The 17990-nt window shown below is 63.0% G+C and carries 18 protein-coding genes; 10 read left to right on the top strand and 8 right to left on the bottom strand.

Annotated features, from left to right (window positions below; genetic code table 11):
* The first annotated feature begins 7 nt into the window (after positions 1-7).
* The 6 genes from P8R33_RS07785 to P8R33_RS07760 all read left to right on the top strand — a co-directional run bounded on the left by P8R33_RS07785 (position 8) and on the right by P8R33_RS07760 (position 5437).
* A complete protein-coding gene (locus P8R33_RS07785) occupies positions 8-649 on the top strand; it encodes a phosphoribosylanthranilate isomerase (protein WP_278328414.1) in 642 nt (213 codons plus the stop codon).
* Positions 646-1860, top strand: a complete 1215-nt coding sequence (trpB, locus tag P8R33_RS07780) for a tryptophan synthase subunit beta (RefSeq protein WP_278328413.1) — start codon at positions 646-648, stop codon at positions 1858-1860. Before P8R33_RS07785 ends, trpB begins: the two co-directional genes overlap by 4 nt.
* The gene (locus tag P8R33_RS07775; RefSeq protein WP_278328412.1) at positions 1857-2279 is read left to right on the top strand and encodes a hypothetical protein; all 423 of its coding nucleotides are present in this window, start codon (positions 1857-1859) and stop codon (positions 2277-2279) included. Before trpB ends, P8R33_RS07775 begins: the two co-directional genes overlap by 4 nt.
* 243 nt (positions 2280-2522) lie before the next feature.
* On the top strand, positions 2523-3317 hold the full coding sequence (gene trpA, locus P8R33_RS07770) for a tryptophan synthase subunit alpha (RefSeq protein ID WP_278328411.1): 795 nt from the start codon (positions 2523-2525) through the stop codon (positions 3315-3317).
* A gap of 3 nt (positions 3318-3320) precedes the next feature.
* Positions 3321-4169 carry an acetyl-CoA carboxylase, carboxyltransferase subunit beta gene (gene accD / locus P8R33_RS07765; RefSeq protein ID WP_278328410.1) on the top strand — a complete coding sequence of 283 codons (849 nt, stop codon included), beginning with the start codon at positions 3321-3323 and terminating at the stop codon, positions 4167-4169.
* Between the two features lie 8 nt (positions 4170-4177).
* A complete protein-coding gene (locus P8R33_RS07760; RefSeq protein ID WP_278328409.1) occupies positions 4178-5437 on the top strand; it encodes a bifunctional folylpolyglutamate synthase/dihydrofolate synthase in 1260 nt (419 codons plus the stop codon).
* Positions 5438-5443: 6 nt separating this feature from the next.
* Here P8R33_RS07760 and P8R33_RS07755 read toward each other — a convergent pair whose 3' ends face one another.
* On the bottom strand, positions 5444-5839 hold the full coding sequence (locus P8R33_RS07755) for a hypothetical protein (protein ID WP_278328408.1): 396 nt from the start codon (positions 5837-5839) through the stop codon (positions 5444-5446).
* Between the two features lie 69 nt (positions 5840-5908).
* Positions 5909-7633 carry an MFS transporter gene (locus tag P8R33_RS07750; protein ID WP_278328407.1) on the bottom strand — a complete coding sequence of 575 codons (1725 nt, stop codon included), beginning with the start codon at positions 7631-7633 and terminating at the stop codon, positions 5909-5911.
* 71 nt (positions 7634-7704) lie between these two features.
* Between P8R33_RS07750 and P8R33_RS07745 the strand changes: the two genes are divergently transcribed.
* The 3 genes from P8R33_RS07745 to rsmD are packed head-to-tail and all read left to right on the top strand — an operon-like array spanning position 7705 to position 10205.
* The gene (locus tag P8R33_RS07745; protein ID WP_278328406.1) at positions 7705-8868 is read left to right on the top strand and encodes an aromatic ring-hydroxylating oxygenase subunit alpha; all 1164 of its coding nucleotides are present in this window, start codon (positions 7705-7707) and stop codon (positions 8866-8868) included.
* A gap of 18 nt (positions 8869-8886) precedes the next feature.
* The gene (locus P8R33_RS07740; RefSeq protein WP_278328405.1) at positions 8887-9654 is read left to right on the top strand and encodes a pseudouridine synthase; all 768 of its coding nucleotides are present in this window, start codon (positions 8887-8889) and stop codon (positions 9652-9654) included.
* Positions 9651-10205 carry a 16S rRNA (guanine(966)-N(2))-methyltransferase RsmD gene (gene rsmD / locus P8R33_RS07735; protein WP_278328404.1) on the top strand — a complete coding sequence of 185 codons (555 nt, stop codon included), beginning with the start codon at positions 9651-9653 and terminating at the stop codon, positions 10203-10205. The genes P8R33_RS07740 and rsmD overlap by 4 nt, the downstream gene beginning before the upstream one ends.
* A gap of 6 nt (positions 10206-10211) precedes the next feature.
* Here the strand turns inward: rsmD and P8R33_RS07730 are convergent, their stop codons facing one another.
* Both P8R33_RS07730 and P8R33_RS07725 read right to left on the bottom strand, forming a co-directional pair.
* A complete protein-coding gene (locus P8R33_RS07730; protein ID WP_278328403.1) occupies positions 10212-10667 on the bottom strand; it encodes a hypothetical protein in 456 nt (151 codons plus the stop codon).
* Positions 10668-10936: 269 nt separating this feature from the next.
* Positions 10937-11494 (bottom strand): hypothetical protein, encoded by a 558-nt coding sequence (locus P8R33_RS07725; RefSeq protein WP_278328402.1) that lies wholly within the window; start codon positions 11492-11494, stop codon positions 10937-10939.
* 134 nt (positions 11495-11628) lie between these two features.
* Between P8R33_RS07725 and P8R33_RS07720 the strand changes: the two genes are divergently transcribed.
* Positions 11629-13938 (top strand): ATP-dependent helicase, encoded by a 2310-nt coding sequence (locus P8R33_RS07720; protein ID WP_278328401.1) that lies wholly within the window; start codon positions 11629-11631, stop codon positions 13936-13938.
* Here P8R33_RS07720 and P8R33_RS07715 read toward each other — a convergent pair.
* The 4 genes from P8R33_RS07715 to wecC are packed head-to-tail and all read right to left on the bottom strand — an operon-like array spanning position 13935 to position 17904.
* Positions 13935-14603 (bottom strand): class I SAM-dependent methyltransferase, encoded by a 669-nt coding sequence (locus P8R33_RS07715; protein WP_278328400.1) that lies wholly within the window; start codon positions 14601-14603, stop codon positions 13935-13937. The two genes, P8R33_RS07720 and P8R33_RS07715, sit on opposite strands and share 4 nt — an antisense overlap.
* A 37-nt stretch (positions 14604-14640) precedes the next feature.
* A complete protein-coding gene (locus P8R33_RS07710; RefSeq protein WP_278328399.1) occupies positions 14641-15468 on the bottom strand; it encodes a sterol desaturase family protein in 828 nt (275 codons plus the stop codon).
* A gap of 52 nt (positions 15469-15520) precedes the next feature.
* On the bottom strand, positions 15521-16657 hold the full coding sequence (gene wecB, locus P8R33_RS07705; protein ID WP_278328398.1) for a non-hydrolyzing UDP-N-acetylglucosamine 2-epimerase: 1137 nt from the start codon (positions 16655-16657) through the stop codon (positions 15521-15523).
* Positions 16654-17904 (bottom strand): UDP-N-acetyl-D-mannosamine dehydrogenase, encoded by a 1251-nt coding sequence (gene wecC / locus P8R33_RS07700; RefSeq protein WP_278328397.1) that lies wholly within the window; start codon positions 17902-17904, stop codon positions 16654-16656. The genes wecB and wecC overlap by 4 nt, the downstream gene beginning before the upstream one ends.
* Positions 17905-17990 lie beyond the last annotated feature (86 nt).

Genomic DNA, 17990 nt, shown 5'->3' with positions numbered 1-17990 from the left:
CCCAGCCATGCGGACAGCTATCAAGATCTGCGGGATATCGACGCCCGAGGCGTTGGATGCAGCGGTGGCGGCAGAGGCCGATTTCGTCGGCCTCGTGTTCTTCCCGCCCTCGCCGCGCCATGTCGATACCTATGCTGCGGCAGCGCTGGCGGCGCGCGGCGGAGGCAAGATCGGCAGGGTCGGGCTGTTCGTCGATGCCGACGACGGTCTGCTCCGCGATGCGATCGGCGCGGGTCGGCTCGATGCGGTGCAATTGCATGGCCAGGAAACACCAGAACGCGTGGCGCAGGTGAAAGAGCGCTTCGGGCTACCGGTCTGGAAGGCTTTGCCGATCGCCTCGAAGACCGACGTCGAAAAAGCTGATACCTATCGCGGCACCGCCGACCTGCTGCTGTTCGATGCAAAGACGCCGAAAGACGCCGCCCTGCCCGGCGGCATGGGCTTGCGGTTCGACTGGTCCCTGCTTTCCGGCTGGCGCGGCAAGACCGGCTGGGGTCTGGCAGGCGGTCTGTCGCCGGCCAATGTCGCGCAGGCGATCGCCGAAACGGGTGCGCCGCTGGTCGATACCTCCAGCGGCGTCGAAAGCGCGGCGGGCGTCAAGGACGTGGACAAGGTCGCGGCATTTTGCAAAGCGGCTCGCCAGATATGACAGACCAGGCAAACTCCTTCCGCAAACAGCCAGACGAGCGCGGGCATTTCGGCGATTACGGTGGCCGCTATGTCGCCGAGACGCTGATGCCGCTCGTGCTCGACCTGGAGCGTGAATATCGCGCCGCGCAGGCCGATCCCGAATTCCGGCGCGAGTTCGACGACCTTCTCGAACATTACGTCGGCCGCCCCTCCCCGCTCTATTTCGCGGAACGGCTGACCGAGGCGCTTGGCGGCGCGCAGGTCTGGTTCAAGCGCGACGAGCTCAATCACACCGGCGCGCACAAGATCAACAATTGCATCGGGCAGATTCTGCTCGCGATCCGCATGGGCAAGACGCGCATCATCGCGGAAACCGGCGCGGGCCAGCACGGCGTCGCCACCGCCACCGTCTGCGCGCGTTTCGGCCTGCCTTGCGTCATCTACATGGGCGCGGAGGACGTTCGGCGCCAGTCGCCCAACGTCTTCCGCATGAAGCTGCTCGGCGCGGAAGTCGTGCCGGTCACCAGCGGTCGCGGCACGCTGAAGGACGCGATGAACGAAGGTCTGCGCGACTGGGTCGCGAATGTACACGACACCTTCTACATCATCGGCACCGCCGCCGGTCCGCATCCCTATCCAGAGCTCGTCCGCGATTTCCAGAGCGTGATCGGCAAGGAAGCCCGCCAGCAGATGCAGGACCGCATCGGTCGCCTGCCAGACTTGCTGGTGGCAGCCATTGGCGGCGGCTCCAACGCGCTCGGCCTATTCCACCCCTTCCTCGACGATCCCGACGTGAAGATGCTCGGCGTCGAGGCGGCAGGGCACGGCCTCGATGGCGACGAACATGCCGCCAGCCTGCTCGGCGGCTTTCCCGGCGTACTCCACGGCAACAAGACCTATCTGCTGCAGGACGAGGACGGCCAGATAACCGAAGGCCACTCGATCAGCGCCGGCCTCGACTATCCCGGCATCGGCCCCGAACATGCCTGGCTGAAAGACTCGGGCCGGGTGGAATACACCGCCATCACCGATGAAGAGGCACTGGAGGCCTTCCAGCTGCTCTGCCGCACCGAGGGCATCATTCCTGCGCTGGAACCAAGCCATGCGATTGCGGCAGTGGCCAAGCGCGCGAAGGACATGCCGAAGGATAGCGTAATCCTCGCAAACCTGTGCGGACGCGGCGACAAGGACATCTTTACCGTCGCCGAACGGTTGGGGGTGGAGATGTGAATCCGCGTAAGATTATCGGTGCGCTGATTTTCGTAGGGCTGCTTATATTCGGCGGAATCACAAAATCGGGCCAAGATGACTGGAATGTCGTCCAGCGCTTGGCGTTCATTTTGGCAGTTTGCCTTGCTATGGTGGCAACGTTCTACGACCGGAAAAATCTGCCCAAGAAAGTATGGGATTTCGATCTGAAAAGAGGCTTTCTGTATTTTTGCTTCGGCTGGATACTCTTTCCGATCATGGTGGCGGCCGATGCTTTCACAGGCGGTGATTTCTCGTGGTCGGGAATGCTGGTCGGGACGCTTGGCATGTCGATCCTGATCGGAATTGCAGGCACATTCACTGAGAATGTCGGGATATGGCCCGTTTTTCCGCCACCTTCGTCACACTCTGCTTATCCACCATCGTCGCCCCGGACTTGATCCGGGGTCCATCTCCTTGAAGAGGTGGGGCTTCGGCTCGATGGCCGGGGTGGCGAAAGATTGAAGGGCTGTCCTACGCCCTCATATCCGTGCAAAGGGAACCCATGAATTGTCCTCTTTCCCTCACTTCATTTGCGCGAAAGCCAACCCATTTGTCCGCCCCCGGCTTTTTCCCGCCTGAACAGTGTAACATGCGGTCCATGTCTCGGATTTCCGCCAAGTTAGATGAACGAACCTGACCCTATGACCACCTCGAATCGCCTCTCCGCAGCTTTCGCCAAGCCCCACCCCGCGCTCGTCTGCTTCGTCACCGCAGGCGACGGCGACACGGCGGCCAATCTCGACGCGCTGGTCGAGGGCGGCGCGGATGTGATCGAGCTGGGGATGCCCTTCACCGATCCCATGGCCGATGGCCCCGCGATCCAGAAGGCCAATATTCGCTCGCTCGGCGCAGGTACGACCACCGCCGATGTGCTGCGCATCGCCACCGAGTTTCGCGGACGCCATCCGGACGTCCCGCTGGTGCTGATGGGCTATGCAAACCCCATGATCCGGCGCGGGCCGGAATGGTTCGCCTCTGCCGCCGAAGACGCTGGCGTCGACGGCGTGATCTGCGTCGATATTCCGCCCGAAGAGGACGACGCACTCGGCCCCGCACTCCGTGAGGCAGGCATCGCCCCGATCCGTCTCGCCACGCCGACAACGGACGACAAGCGCCTGCCTGCCGTGGTCGAGGGCAGCGAGGGCTTCCTCTACTACGTTGCGGTCGCGGGCATCACCGGCATGCAGCAGGCCGCGATCGAATCGATCGAGGCCAATGTCACCCGCATAAAGCGATCGACCGACATTCCCGTCGCAGTCGGCTTCGGCGTGCGCACGCCCGAACAGGCGGGCGAGATCGCACGCGTGGCCGACGGCGTGGTGGTCGGCTCTGCACTGGTCGAACTGGTCGCCGAGCATGGTGGAGATGCTCCGGCTAAGCTGCGCGAGCTTACCGCAGGGCTTGCCAAGGCCGTCCATTCGGCGGCAAGGGGCTAGCCCATGAACTGGTTCACCCGCGTCCGCAATTCCATCACCTCGCTGTCCAAGCGCACCACCGACAAGGATCTGTGGGTCAAGTGCCCCAGCTGCCAGCAGATGGTCTTCGCGCAGGAATACGAAGAGAACGCTTACGTCTGCCCGCGCTGCGACCACCACGGCCGGATCGGCGCGGACGAACGCCTGCGCCAGCTGCTGGACGAAGGCTATGAGGTCCTTCCCGTCCCCGAGGTGAAGGAAGACCCCCTCAAGTTCCGCGATTCGATGAAGTATACCGACCGCCTGAAGAAGGCCCGCGCGAAGAGCCCGCACAAGGACGCCTTCATCGTCGGCTCCGGCGCGATCGAGGGCAAGCCGGCGGTCGTCGGGGTGCAGGATTTCGGCTTCATGGGCGGATCGATGGGCATGGCTGTGGGCACTGCGTTCTGCCAGGGGGTCGAGCGTGCGCTGACCCGCCGTGCGCCCTATATCGCGGTCACCGCCGCGGGCGGCGCGCGCATGCAGGAAGGCATTCTCAGCCTGATGCAGATGCCCAAGGCGACCGTGATGACACGCCGCCTGAAAGAGGCTGGCCTCCCCTATATCGTGCTGCTGACCGACCCGACCACCGGCGGCGTGACGGCCAGCTATGCCATGCTGGGCGACATCCATATCGCCGAACCCGGGGCCCTCATCGGCTTTGCGGGCCAGCGCGTGATCCAGGACACCATCCGCGAGCAGTTGCCCGACGGGTTCCAGCGCGCCGAGTACCTCCACAAGCACGGCATGGTCGACATGGTGGTGCATCGCCACGACCTTAAGGACACGCTGGCGACGCTGCTCGACTATCTGGCGCCTGCCGAGGCCGCCTGAGCCCCGTCATGCGGGACTTCGCCCGCTCCGACAGTCCCGATGTCCAGCGCCAGCTCGACCGGCTGGTTGCGCTGTCCGTGCCGCAAGGCAGGCTCGGCCTCGACACGATCCGCGCGTTGCTGGCGCGGCTCGGCGACCCGCACACGCGCCTGCCGCCGACCTTCCATGTCGCCGGCACCAACGGCAAGGGATCGACCTGTGCCTTCCTGCGCGCGATGCTGGAGGCGGAAGGCTACCGCGTCCACGTCACCACCAGCCCGCATCTCGTGCGCTACAACGAGCGCATTCGGCTCGCGGGCGAGCTGATCTCCGACGAGCGGCTGGCTGCGGTCCTCGAAGAGGTCCTCGATGCTGGTGCCGATCTCGAACCGAGCTTCTTCGAAGTCACCATCGCCGCCGCCTTTACCGAGTTCGCCCGCGTGCCCGCAGATGCCTGTGTGGTCGAGGTCGGCCTCGGCGGCCGGTTCGACGCGACCAACGTGCTGGAGCCCGAAGTGCTCGCCGCCTGCGGCATCGCCGCGCTGGGGATCGACCACGAGCGCTTCCTCCTCGCGCCGGACACGGGCGTGCCGGCGGAACCCATCGCGCGCATCGCCTTCGAGAAGGCCGGAATCGCCAAGCGGGGTGTGCCGCTGGTGACGTTGGGCGAGACCTATCCCGAAATCGCTCGTGACGCGATTGCAGCTGTGGCGGCGAAAAAGGGAGCGATCATTCGGGACGTCGATCCATCGCTGGTCGAGCACCTGTCCCGCAAGGACCTCGGCTTGCCGGGTGCCCACCAGCATTGGAACGCAGCCCTCGCCGTCGCGATGCTCGCCTCGCAAGGCAGGTTGACGGTTTCCGAAGCAGCCATCGAACGCGGCCTCGCCCGCACCGAATGGCCTGCGCGCCTACACCGGCTTTCGAAGGGCCCCCTCGCAGGCGAGCGCGAAGTCTGGCTCGACGGTGGTCATAATCGTTCCGCCGGCGAGATGCTGGCCGAACACTTTCGCGGCCAACGCATCCACCTCATCCTCGGCATGCTGGGGGCGAAGGATCCGCAGGCGCTGATCGAACCGCTGGCAAGCTCGATCGCCAGCCTCACGGTGGTCCCGGTACCCGGGCACGATCACCACGGACCCGAAGCTTTCGGGCCGGGTGCCCGTGCTGCAACCGATTTGCCGGAAGCGATGGCCGCTTTGTCGAAAGACGAGCTGCCCGTGCTCATCGCCGGCTCGCTATATCTCGCAGGAGAAGTGCTCAGGCTGAACGGCGAGCTGCCAGACTGACCGGGTTCAGGTGCTCGGGAACACGCCCTTCGACCAGAGCTTTGCCGCATCGCGCAGCTCGTCGAAATCGCGGCGCACCATAATGGGGGCCTGCTTCTTCGTTTCCTTAATCACACCGGGACGCAACGGCTGTTCGAAGACGAGACCCATGCGCGGACCATCCTTCCACGTTACCGTCCCGAAGGCGTCGAACTGCAACCATTTGAGAAAGCAATCCGATATGTCGCTCGCGGCCCGATCATCGTGCTCCAACAGCAGGATGTGCGCCCCTCCCTGCGACAGATCGACAATCTCCACCCGCTTGCGACCCTCGAGCGTTTCGAGATAGCCGAGTACACCGAGTGGCAGGCGCAGGAAGTCGCGCTCTATCGGTGATGTGTTTTCGTGTTGCTGCGTCCCCATTGCCGACAGGGCTACAACGAAAGAGGTTATCGCGGACTTAAATTGGCGAGAAAATGGGAGCGCTACCGGCTACTCTGCCGGTACGCTCTCACCGGCCTCCGGTGCAACGATGCCCGCGGCCGCTTTCGAGCGGCTTTCACGCCACCACTCGATGCACACGAGGACCGCTGCGCCCAGTCCGATCCAGGTAGTCAGGATGAAGACGTCGTAATAGCCCTGGTTCTCGATCATCTCGCCCAGCGCACCGCGGCCGAGCGTGCCGACCAGCAGCGTGAGCGATGACAGCAGCGCGTATTGCACCGCGCTGAATTTCTTCGACACGATCGAGGACAGCCAGGCAATATAGGCCGCCCCTGCAATCCCGATAGCAAGGTTCTCGAATGCGATGGTGATGGTCAGTCTGGCAAGTTCGGCATCGCCGATGCCGGGAACCTGTTCGATCAGATAGGTGAAGCCCACGGCATCGCTGAACGCTTGCATATTCGCGCCCCCGATGGCCATGTCGGCGTAGAGCAGGTTGGTCAGCGCAGCGAGAATGCCGCCGATCAGCAGCGTCGCCATGCGGCCGATCGTTGTGAGCATGAGGCCACCCAGCGCCAAGCCTGCGATAATTGCGCCCACGCCGAAGAATTTCGAGGCGAAGGCCACATCGTCGTTCGTGTACTCCAGCTCGCCGAGGTAGAAGGGGTAGGCGAAGGTCCCCCAGATTGCATCGCAAATGCGATAGGTCAGCACGACCGCGAGGATCAACACCAGCGACCAGCCCATCCGGCCGACAAATTCGACCAGCGGCAGCACCAGCGCGCGATAGAGATGGTCGAGCGCATAAGAACCCCCGCTCACCGGCGGCGCATCTTCACTCAGCAAATGCTTGCCCTGCTTTTTCTGCGAAGCGAGCCAACCGGCGATCAGCGCAGGCAGGATGATCGTAGCCACGATGATCCACGGACCGACGTTGACCGTAAATTCCGTCGGGTTCGGCCGATCCTCCGGCGCGTAAGTCATGGACATGACCATGAAGGCGAGCACGATGCCGATCGCACCTGCCCACAGCAAGCCGACCAGTGCGAGCGCGCGATTGCGGATGTGCGGATTCAATTCGCCAGCCATTCGCAATGCGCGGACCTGTTCGTCGCCCTGATTCTCTTCGGCGACACCGGAGGCATTGGGCGCCCACAGGCCGACAAAGCCCACGAACAGCAGAATACCCCCCATCATCATATAGGTCTGGGGCCAGCCGATACGCGCTGCGATGATCAGCCCGAGCGCCCCCCCGACGAGCGAAGAGAGTCGGTAGCCCATCTGATAAACGGTCGAGAGGATGTCGATGGTGGCACGTTCGTCCGCCACATCGATACGCCAGGCATTGATCGCAATGTCCTGCGTCGCGCTGGCGAAAGCGCCAATGCCGGCGAGCAATGAAAACCAGCCGAGTTGTGTGCGTGGCTCCAGAAGGCTCATCGTGATGAGGATCGCGCCCAACAGCAGCTGCATCGGCACGATCCATTGCTTCCGCCTGCCGAGCTTGCGCAGCATGGGGATATTGACCTTGTCGATGAGCGGCGACCACAGGAACTGGAATGCATAGGCGAGGCCGATCAGCGAGAAGATGCCCATCGTCTCCAGATCGACTTCCGCTTCCGTCAGCCAGGCGAACAGCGTACCGAGAAACAGCGCAAAAGGCAGGCCGCTGGCAAAGCCGAACAGCAGCATGAAGCCGGTCTTGCGATCCCCCAGAGCCATGCCGAGCGCCCGCCATGCGGAAATCTTCTTGGTCTCGGCGGCTTCGGCCATACACAGGCATCCTTTGCAAATATCGTGATTTCTTGCGACACTAGCCGCTGGAGAGAGAAAGGAACAGCACAGTGGACGTTCCGACAAAGACGCTGCCTGAACGCCGCCCGACAGACGGGATGCTGGCGCTGGCCAAAGACATTGCCGAAGACCGCAAGCGCGATGCTGCCGAGCCAAGCACCGTGCCCGCCTCCGTCTATACCGACCCGGAGTATTGGGCGCGCGAGAAAGCGGCAATCTACGACCGGATGCCGCAGATCCTGTGCCCTTCGGCGCTGCTGCCCGACCCGGGCATGGCGGTGCCTCATGACGCCACGGGTCGCCCGCTGCTGATCACGCGCGATGCCGAAGGTGCTGTTCATGTCTTCCTCAACGTCTGCCGCCATCGCGGTACCCGTCTGGTCGAAGGCGCCGACGTGCAGTGCACGAAGAAGCTCGTCTGTCCCTATCACGCATGGACCTACGCCGTGGATGGAAGGCTGCTCGCCCTGCCCCGGCCCGACACCTTTCCCGGCCTGGACAAGGGCGACTATGGCCTTGTCGAACTACCATCGCGCGAAACCGGCGGGCTGATCTGGTTCTGTCCGCAGGAGGAGACAGCGGACTTCGGTTTGGCGAATACGCTGGGCGAGGATTTCGACGCGCTCGGCATGGGCGACCACGTGCTCTTCCGCAGAAAGATTCACGAGGTCGCAGGAAACTGGAAGCTCATCATGGATGCCTTCCTCGAAAGCTATCACGTCACCCGCCTGCATGCGAAAACCATCGGCCCGTTCTTCAAGGACGGCGCGACCAGCGGCGACATGATCGGCCCGCATTCGCGCAGCGCGGTGGGGCGACTGGAAGAGATGGAGGGCATCGACCTCACCGACATGGCCGCGCTGCGCCGCGTCGTGACTTTCGCCTACCAGCTGCTTCCGGGCGCGCTGATCATTCCCAGCCCCGACTACATCAATGTGATGGTGATGATGCCGCAGGCGCACGACCGCACCTTGGTGGAAGATTTCATGCTCATCCCCGAGCATCCTGCCACCGACAAGGCGCGCGATCATTGGGAGCGCAGCTGGGCGCTGCTCGATGGTGGCGTATTCGCGAGCGAGGATTTCCGCGCCGCGGAACTCGGCCAGCAGGGCCTTTCGACGGGAGCGGTCCCGCATCTTACCCTCGGGACAATGGAGGGCGGCATCAGGCGCTATCACGAGACGGTCGAGGAAGCCTTGCGCGCTGTGAACTGAGCGCCTAACCGCGCCCTCATGTCCGACAACCGACTTCCCGAAGCTGGCGACCGCATCGCCAAGCTGCTCGCGCGCGCAGGTGTGGCCAGCAGGCGCGAGATCGAGCGCATGATCGCCGACGGGCGCATCGCTCTCGACGGCAAGGTGCTCGACACGCCGGCAATCAAGCTCGACAGCTTGCGCGGGGTGACGGTGGACGGCAAGCCGGTCGGCAAGGCGGAAGAAACTCGGCTGTTCGCCTTCCACAAGCCCTCGGGCATGCTGACGACCGAGCACGATCCCAAGGGACGCCCCACGATCTACGCCGCGCTGCGCAATGCCCTGCCGAAAGATGCGGGCCGTGTGATGCCGGTGGGCCGGCTCGACTACAACACGGAAGGGCTGTTGCTGCTCACAAATGATGGCGAGATGAAGCGCGCGATGGAGCTGCCCTCCAGCGGCGTGCCGCGAACCTATCGCGCCCGTGCGTTCGGCGATGTGACGCAGGCGCAATTGGACGAGCTGATCGAGGGCGTGGAAGTCGATGGGATTCGGTACGGGCGGATCGAAGCGAATCTCGAACGCGGGTCCGGTCGCAATCGTTGGATCGAGCTGACCTTGCGCGAAGGCAAGAACCGCGAGGTGCGCCGCGTGCTGGAGCATCTCGGACTGGAGGTGAACCGCCTGCTGCGCATCGGTTACGGCCCATTCCATATCGGCGACCTGCCGCGCGGACAGGCGCTGGAGATCAAGCGCGGCGATGTCGCAGGCTTCAAGCGCGAACTTGCACGCGGGGGCCGCCAGTGAGGATCATTGCGGGCGACTGGCGCGGACGCAAGCTGGTCGCGCCGCCGGGCGAGGCAACCCGTCCCACCGCGGACCGGACGCGCGAGACGCTGTTCAACATGCTAGCAAGCCGACTCGGCAGCTTCGACGAGTTGCACGTGCTCGACCTCTTCGCCGGCTCGGGCGCGCTCGGCCTGGAAGCGCTGTCGCGCGGCGCGGCCTCCTGCCTGTTCGTCGAGCAGGACAGCGCGGCGGTGAGGGCGATCCGCAGCAATATCGAAACCTTCGAGGCACGGACCAGGGCCAGCGTACAGCAGGCATCGGTGATGAGTCTCGGCCCGGCGAAATCCGCGCACCAGCTGATCCTGCTCGATCCACCTTATGGGACCGGCGCGGGTGAAGTCGCTCTGGATCGCATGCTGCGGCTCGGGTGGATCGACCCCACGACCTGGATCGCGCTCGAAACCGGCACGAAGGAAGAACCGCGAGTGAACGGGCTCGAATGCATGGCGGATCGCCGCGTCGGCAAGGCTCGCCTCTCGCTCCTGAGGCTCGCTACCGACGCGGCGTGAGGCGCTTTACGATCGCTTCATAGGGTTGGCAGGTTCGGGATGCGCTTCATCGATAGCATCCGTTTCGTCTACTGGATCGGGATCCGCGTCGGCAGCGGGTTCGCTTGAATCCGCCCCACCAATTTGTGTTTCTATCTGGCCCCATGCCGCTTCACGCCCTGCCTCGTCCATGGCGACCATCGCCAGCTTGTCGCCGTCGGCGAGGCGCCAGAACAGCTCCTGCCGCTTGGGAGCAAGCGTCCAGTAATACCCCTGCACCTCGCCCAGCCACTGCCGGAACTGGACCTGTCGCTCTTCCGGCCAGCCGTCGACAACCGCCATCTGTTCGGGCGTCATCATCGCCTCGGCAGGCTGGGCATCAGCCGGCGGTGGTGCCGTGGTTTCGGCAGCATCCTGTGCCATTGCAGGGATAGAAATTGTGGCCAGTTGGCCACCGAGAATGTACCAAAAAGTCTTTCGCATGTGCTCTTCCTCCAGAAGTGAACATGCGCAACGAACGCGACCCGAATACTTACCCCTCCGGGACCTTCCTTATCGTTTCAAACGCTTCCGATAAGCAATGGATTGCCGCGACCGCAATCGCGCTTTCCGCACCGCCCAACGGTGATCGTGGCAAAAATGCGGCGAACGGAATCCCGCGCATAAGCGAAAGGCGGGACCGCTTTCACGGTCCCGCCCTCGAACTCACACCCAAGTCGCACTTACGACACGTTGTGATACATTAGTTCAAATCAGTCCATCTGGCTGGCGGGACGACCCGGCCAATAGTCCAGCGGCTTCGTGCCAGTCCTATTCTTCTCCCAGCTGTTGATGCAACCATCCTGTTGGTTCGGCGTGCAGACCGGAAGATCTTCGGCCGAGATGTTCGCGGCAGTGCTGCGAGTGATCGGCTGGGCGACTTCGTTGCTCACGAAACGCGGCGAGGTCGAAGCCGACGTCGATGCGGTCGTGGCCGTAGTCGCGGTGGTGCTTGATCCATTCATCTGCGCAGCGATCTGCGTCCATGCAGTCGAGCGCTGCTGCGGTGTCATCTCATAGATGCGCACGCGCTGTTCGTCGTTCAGCATCCACCAGCCATTGGTCTGCGCTGGCGTCAGCGTCCAGTAATACTCCTGCACATTGGCAGGCCATGCATCATAAGCGGTCTGGCGATCGGCCGGCCAGCCATCATACATGGCTTCCTGAGGGTCGGTCCACATATAAGCGTCTGCTTCCATGTGATCGTCGGCGATGGCGGGAGCGGCAGTGAGAGCCAAGGCTGCTGCACCGGCAAGGATGATATTACGCATTGGAGTGTTCTCCATCTTTGTTTCCATTGCTCATCCTACGCAGCACCGTCCCTCATTGTTCCGTGGGCCCTGAGTACGTCCGGGCCGGTTAGACTTGTATTGCCGCCCCGCGTTCCCTAGCTGTTCCGGAGCTCATGTCAGATCTCGTACCCATCTCGGAGACCGCTGAAACCGACGGAATTCCGCCCTATGCAGCGCGGTTGAACCCTCCCCAGCGGCAAGCTGTTCTTACCACCGAAGGACCGGTTTTGATGCTGGCCGGAGCGGGTACCGGCAAAACCGCAGCACTCACCGCGCGTTTGGCACATCTCATCGCGACCCGCCGGGCGTGGCCCTCCGAGATCCTGTGCGTGACCTTCACCAACAAGGCGGCGCGAGAGATGCGCGAGCGTGTCGGGGGGCACATCGGCGATGCCGTGGAGGGCATGCCATGGCTGGGCACATTCCATTCGATCGGTGCGCGCATGCTTCGCCGCCATGCCGAGCTGGTCGGCCTCCAAAGCAACTACACCATAATCGACACCGACGATCAGTTGCGCCTGCTCAAGCAGATGATACAGCAGGAAGAGCTGGACGAAAAGCGGTGGCCGGCGCGCCAGCTGGCCGGGCTGATCGACCGCTGGAAGAACCGCGGCCTCAATCCCGGTGACCTCGATGCGGCCGAGAACGAAGCTTACGCCAACGGTCAGGGCGCGAAGTTCTACAAACTGTATCAAGAACGACTGAAGACGCTCAACGCCTGCGATTTCGGCGACCTGCTGCTCCACATGCTGAACATTTTCCGCCAGCATCGCGACGTGCTGGAGCAGTATCAGAGACGCTATAAATACATCCTTGTCGACGAGTATCAGGACACCAACCAGGTCCAGTATCTGTGGCTCCGCCTGCTGGCGCAGGATCGCAAGAACATCTGCGTGGTGGGGGATGACGACCAGTCGATCTATTCCTGGCGCGGCGCAGAAGTGGCCAATATCCTCAAGTTCGAGAAGGATTTTCCCGGCGCAGCGGTGATCAAGCTGGAGCAGAATTATCGCTCCACCCCGCAAATTCTCGCCGCGGCCTCGGGGCTGATCGACGCCAATAGCGAGCGGCTAGGCAAGACGCTGTGGACCGAACTTCCGGCAGGCGAGAAAGTGCGCGTGATCGGCGTCTGGGATGGGCCCGAAGAGGCGCGCCGAGTCGGCGAGGAAATCGAGCGGCTGGAATCCGAAGGCGCCTCGCTGGACGAGGTCGCGATCCTCGTGCGCGCGCAGTACCAGACGCGCGAATTCGAAGACCGGTTCATCCAGATCGGCCTCAACTACCGCATCGTCGGCGGCTTTCGTTTCTACGAACGCGCCGAAATCCGCGATGCCCTTGCCTATTTGCGCGTCATCGAGCAGCCGGCCGACGATCTCGCCTTCGAACGGATCTACAACCAGCCCAAGCGCGGCCTCGGCGCAAAGACGCTGGAGGCGATGCGCCGCCATGCCCGCCGCACGCAGCTGCCGCTGGCCGCCGCCTCGCTCGATCTCGCGGACAGCGATGAGTTGCCCGCCCGCGCGCGCAATACCCTGACGGGACTGCTTGCCCAGTTCGTGCATTGGCGGCAGCAGTCCGAGAAAGTCACGCCGTCCGAGCTCCTGCGCATGGTCATCGCCGAAAGCGGGTATGAGGATATGCTGCAGAAAGACCGCAGCGCCGAAAGCGCCGGACGGTTGGAAAACCTCTCCGAACTCGCCCGCGCGATGGAGGAATACGAGAGCCTCACCGATTTCCTCGAGCATGTCAGCCTGGTGATGGACAACGACCGCGCCGACGATGGCGAGAAGCTGACCATCATGACGATGCACGCGGCCAAGGGGCTGGAGTTCGATCACGTCTTCCTGCCGGGTTGGGAGGAAGGCGTCTTCCCCAGCCAGCGCGCGCTCGACGAGGGCGGGCTGGCCAGCCTCGAGGAGGAACGCCGCCTCGCCTATGTCGCCATCACGCGCGCCAAGCGCCGCTGCACGATTTTCCACGCCGCCAACCGGCGTATCTATGGCCAGTGGACCAGCTCGATTCCCAGCAGGTTTATCGACGAGCTTCCCGAGGAAACGATCGAGCGCGAGACAACGATGACCGGCGGCGCATCGCTCTGGCGGGCGAACTGGACCGAAACCGAAGATCCCTTCGCACATGTCGCGCGCGACGCGCCGGGACGTGCGGACAAGCGCGGCCCGGGTTGGCAACGGGCGCTATCGACCGGATATGATGCGACGCCCAAGCGGCTCGCCGAACCGGGCCGCAGTGCCGCCAGCTTCGCCGCCAAGCCGCGCACCGACATCGCAATCGGTGCCCGCGTGTTTCACGACAAGTTCGGCTACGGCACCGTAGTCGATCAGGAAGGCAACAAGCTGGTCATCGAATTCGAAAAAGCGGGTGAGAAGCGCGTGCTCGATAGTTTCGTCAAACTGGCGGATTAGCGCGGCGCGTTCGGCCCGACCCACAAGGCCCGCTCCACGAAGAATTGCGTCGGGGCGAAATCGGTAATTTCGGTCCACGGCAGGTTCCGCTCTTCCGCGAATGCGATCAGCAGGCGGCGCGCTTCCGTTAGATCGCCCGAAGTGCCACCCTGTTTGTCGGTATTGTCGCAGTAGATTACCCCGCCCGGCGCAAGATGCTGGGTGGCCAACCGCGCGCAGTCGTCTCGCCATGCCCCGTCGATCATTATGAGATCGAATTGCCGGTCGTCCTCGATGGCAAGGTAGGCTTCGCGGCTTGCGCACAGGCGCAACTCCGCGTTCACCAGAGTCGCCAGGCGGCTGGAGACTTCGGCGAACCACTCCGCGTCCCGTTCGATGCTGAGTACGTCGCCGGCCCGCGCAGCGTACCACGCGGTCGACATGCCCGAACCGAATTCGAGCACGCGAGAGTTATCGCCGAGGTGGCGCCCCAGCGCATCGGCCGCATCGTATGAAATCCATGGCCGGGCGGGCCGCTTGCCCAGAAGCTTGCGCGAGAGCCCGGTCCCGATCGCACGCGGTCCGTTGCGTACAAGTCTCCGCAGCGGAACCCGCCGCCCCAGCTGGTCGCGAAAGCGTGGCTGCCCACGACCGTGGCCCTGCCAGATGTCCTGCCCCAATCCCATTGCGGTGGCCTAGCAGTCAGCCGATCGACGGCAAATATCAGGCGCTAACCTTGTCCGGAATTTCGTCGATCGTCTTGGCTGGCTCGCGATAGCGGGCTTCCCACGGCCGTTTCAGTTCGCCCCAGATGCCGCGAGTGCCTTCCTCGATCCCGGTCTCGCAGTCGAGATAGGGAGCCGGGTTGCACCATGTGCCGAACAGCTTGTCCCACAGCGTGATGGTGTTGCCGTAATTGGTCCCCATCAGGCGCTCGTCGCGAATGTGATGAAGGCGATGAGCCGCTGGAGAGACAAGCACTTCGCCGAACGCGCCTAGGGTCCAGGGCACATCGGCGTGGATGAAATGCCCCCATGCTCCGCGAATCAGCGTCGCTCCGAAGATCGCCCAAGGGGGAAGACCAAGCGCAATTACCAGCGACAGGTCGAAGAAGAGCGAGATGATCTTCGCCACCGGATGCTTGCGTTGGACGGACAGCCAATGGATCGCGGTATCCGCGTGATGTGTCGCGTGAAAGCGCCACAATGCTCGATCATGCTCGAGACGGTGCCGCCAGTAGGCGACGAAATCGATAAGTACGATGGTCAGCAACAACACGGGGATTTCGGGCAGCCGGTCCCAGAAATCTCCGAAATATCCCTTGCCGTCGAGAAACGCTGCCAAGGCGGTCGCGGGAATGGCAAAAAGCGGCACCACAACAAGAGCGTTCAGGGCTGCGAGACCCAGATTGGTGCCTGCCTCTTGGCGGCATTTTGCCATGGCATCGAACACAGCGCGCCGCTTAACCACCAGCGCGAGGAGAGCGAACACCCCGCCATAGATCAATAGCTCGCGAAAAAACGCCAGCAGAGGGTGGAGGAGCTCGCTCATTCCACCATCATGCCGATTCACGGTAAAACTGCGGTAAACGGGAAAGTCGATTTCAGGCCAGGCCGTGTCTTACGGCCATGATCTCCACGATCTGCCGCGCCGCCGTGCCGTCACCGTAAGGATTATGCGCCTGTGCGACCGTGGCATACGATTCCGGATCGTCGAGCAGCCGAGATGTCTGATCGACGATTGCCTCGCTATCGGCACCGACAAGCAGGGCAGTCCCGGCAGCTATGCCTTCGGGGCGCTCGGTCGTATCACGCATTACCAGCACGGGTTTACCCAGACTGGGGGCCTCTTCCTGGATGCCGCCGCTATCGGTCAGGATAATGTCGGCCCGCATCATCATGCGGACGAAGTTCGGATAGTCGAGCGGGTCGATGAGGTGGATATTATCCAGCGACCCAAGCTGTTCGTTCATCACGCCTGCGACGTTCGGATTGGGGTGCACCGGATAGACGATCGCGATGTCCTCGCGTCGGGCCAAGGTTTGCAATGCGGCAGCGATGTTGCGCATGCCCTGCCCGAAATTCTCCCGGCGATGCGCCGTCACGGCGATCAGGCGCTTGCTCCCGACCCCGGCCAGGGCGGTGTCGATTTCCCGGCTCAGCGCCGGATCGGCTTCCAGTTTCGACTTCGTCGCGAGCAGCGCGTCGATCACGGTATTCCCGGTCACGAACACGTCTTCGTGCGCTTTGTTTTCTGCCAGCAAGGCGTCTGCAGCAGTTTGGGTTGGCGCGAAGTGAAGATCGGCAATCGTGCCGGTGACCCGCCGGTTTACCTCTTCAGGCCACGGCGAATAGATGTCGCCGCTGCGCAAACCCGCTTCGACATGACCGATCGGAATCTTGCGGAAATAGCACGATAGGGTGACCATCATGGTCGTCAGCGTATCGCCATGGACCAGCACGCGATCGGGTTTTTCGTCGTCCAGCACCTGGCCAAAACTGAGCAAGATGCGTGATGCAAGCGCGTCGAGACTTTGACCGTGCTGCATCAGATCGAGGTCGATGTCGGGCGTCATCTCCGCAATTGCCAACACCTGGTCCAGCATCTCGCGATGCTGCGCCGTCACTGCGACTTTTACATCGAAGCGGTCATCCGCGCGCAAGGCGTGGACGACTGGAAACATCTTGATCGCCTCCGGCCTCGTGCCGAAGGTCACCATTATCATGGGACGGCCGCTCATCGCTGCAGCAAGCCCCGTGTATCGTAGACCTGCTTGCCGGTAAAATCGCTCAGCGAGAGGTGTTTGAAATCCGTGTGATCGACCAGGATGGCAACGGTTTCTGCCGCCTCGAGAGCTTCTTCCAGTGAAACAAGCTGCGCGCTGGATTGCTGCAGCCGCGGCGGCAGTTCGGTTGCAAAGGGTTCGACGACCAGCATGCGGTCGCCGATCTCGGCGGCCAAGTGCTCTGCAATCTCCAGCGCGGGACTTTCGCGAAAATCGTCGATATCGGGTTTGAAGGCCAAGCCCAGAACGGCGACCTTGCCGGTCGGTTGGGCTTTTGCCATGGCGCACAGGCCTTCGATCACATGTTTGGTCTTTTGGAGATTGACCTGGCGCGCCGTGCGGATCAGCGGCGTTTCTTCGGGTGCTGCAGCCACCAGGAACCAGGGATCCACCGCGATGCAGTGCCCCCCAACGCCCGGTCCCGGTTGCAGCACGTTGACGCGCGGGTGCCGGTTGGCCAGCCGGATGACTTCCCAGACGTTGATGTCGAACCGGTCCGCGACGAGGGACAATTCGTTGGCGAATGCGATATTGACGTCCCGGAAGCTGTTTTCGACCAGCTTGACCATCTCCGCCGAACGCGCATCCGTTTCGAAACAGATCCCTTCGACGAAGCGGGCATAGAGACGACGGGCTTTCGTCGAACACTCAGGTGTCATTCCGCCGATCACCCGATCATTCGACCGCAGTTCAGCGATGATCTTGCCCGGCAGGACGCGCTCCGGGCAGTAAGCAATGGCGATATCGGCGGGCCCGAACGTATTGCCCGGCACACCCAGATCGGGGCGCCGTAGCGCGATCAGCTTCGCCACATCGTCGGTCGTCCCCACCGGCGAGGTCGACTCCAGAATAATGCAATCGCCGGGCCTGAGCTTCGGGGCGATCGCTTCCACCGCGCTCATGACATAATCCAGACCGGGCGTATTGTCCTCCAGCAGCGGTGTCGGCACGGCGATGACGTGAAACTGCGCTTGCGGCGCATTGAGCGAGGCGCACAGCATCTTGTCCTTGACCACCCGCTCCACGAGCTGGTCGAGGTCTTTCTCCTCGATATGGATGGCACCGCGGTTGATCGTGTCGACCACGCGCTCGGAAACGTCCACGCCGCAAACACGCATTCCGGACGAGGCGATGATCGATGCGGTCGGCAGGCCGATATAGCCCAAGCCGAACACGACCACGTCGTATTCGTCGTTCCGCATACTCGCGAAAACTTCTGGATTTTCCAAACTCGACACCCCCGGAGCATCACGCAATTCCGGATCGCGTACTGCAGCCTGAACTCTCG

The organism is Qipengyuania flavescens (assembly GCF_029688735.1).
GTDB lineage: Bacteria > Pseudomonadota > Alphaproteobacteria > Sphingomonadales > Sphingomonadaceae > Qipengyuania.
Note: the sequence above shows the minus strand (reverse complement) of the source record. Positions and strands in the feature narration are given on the sequence as shown.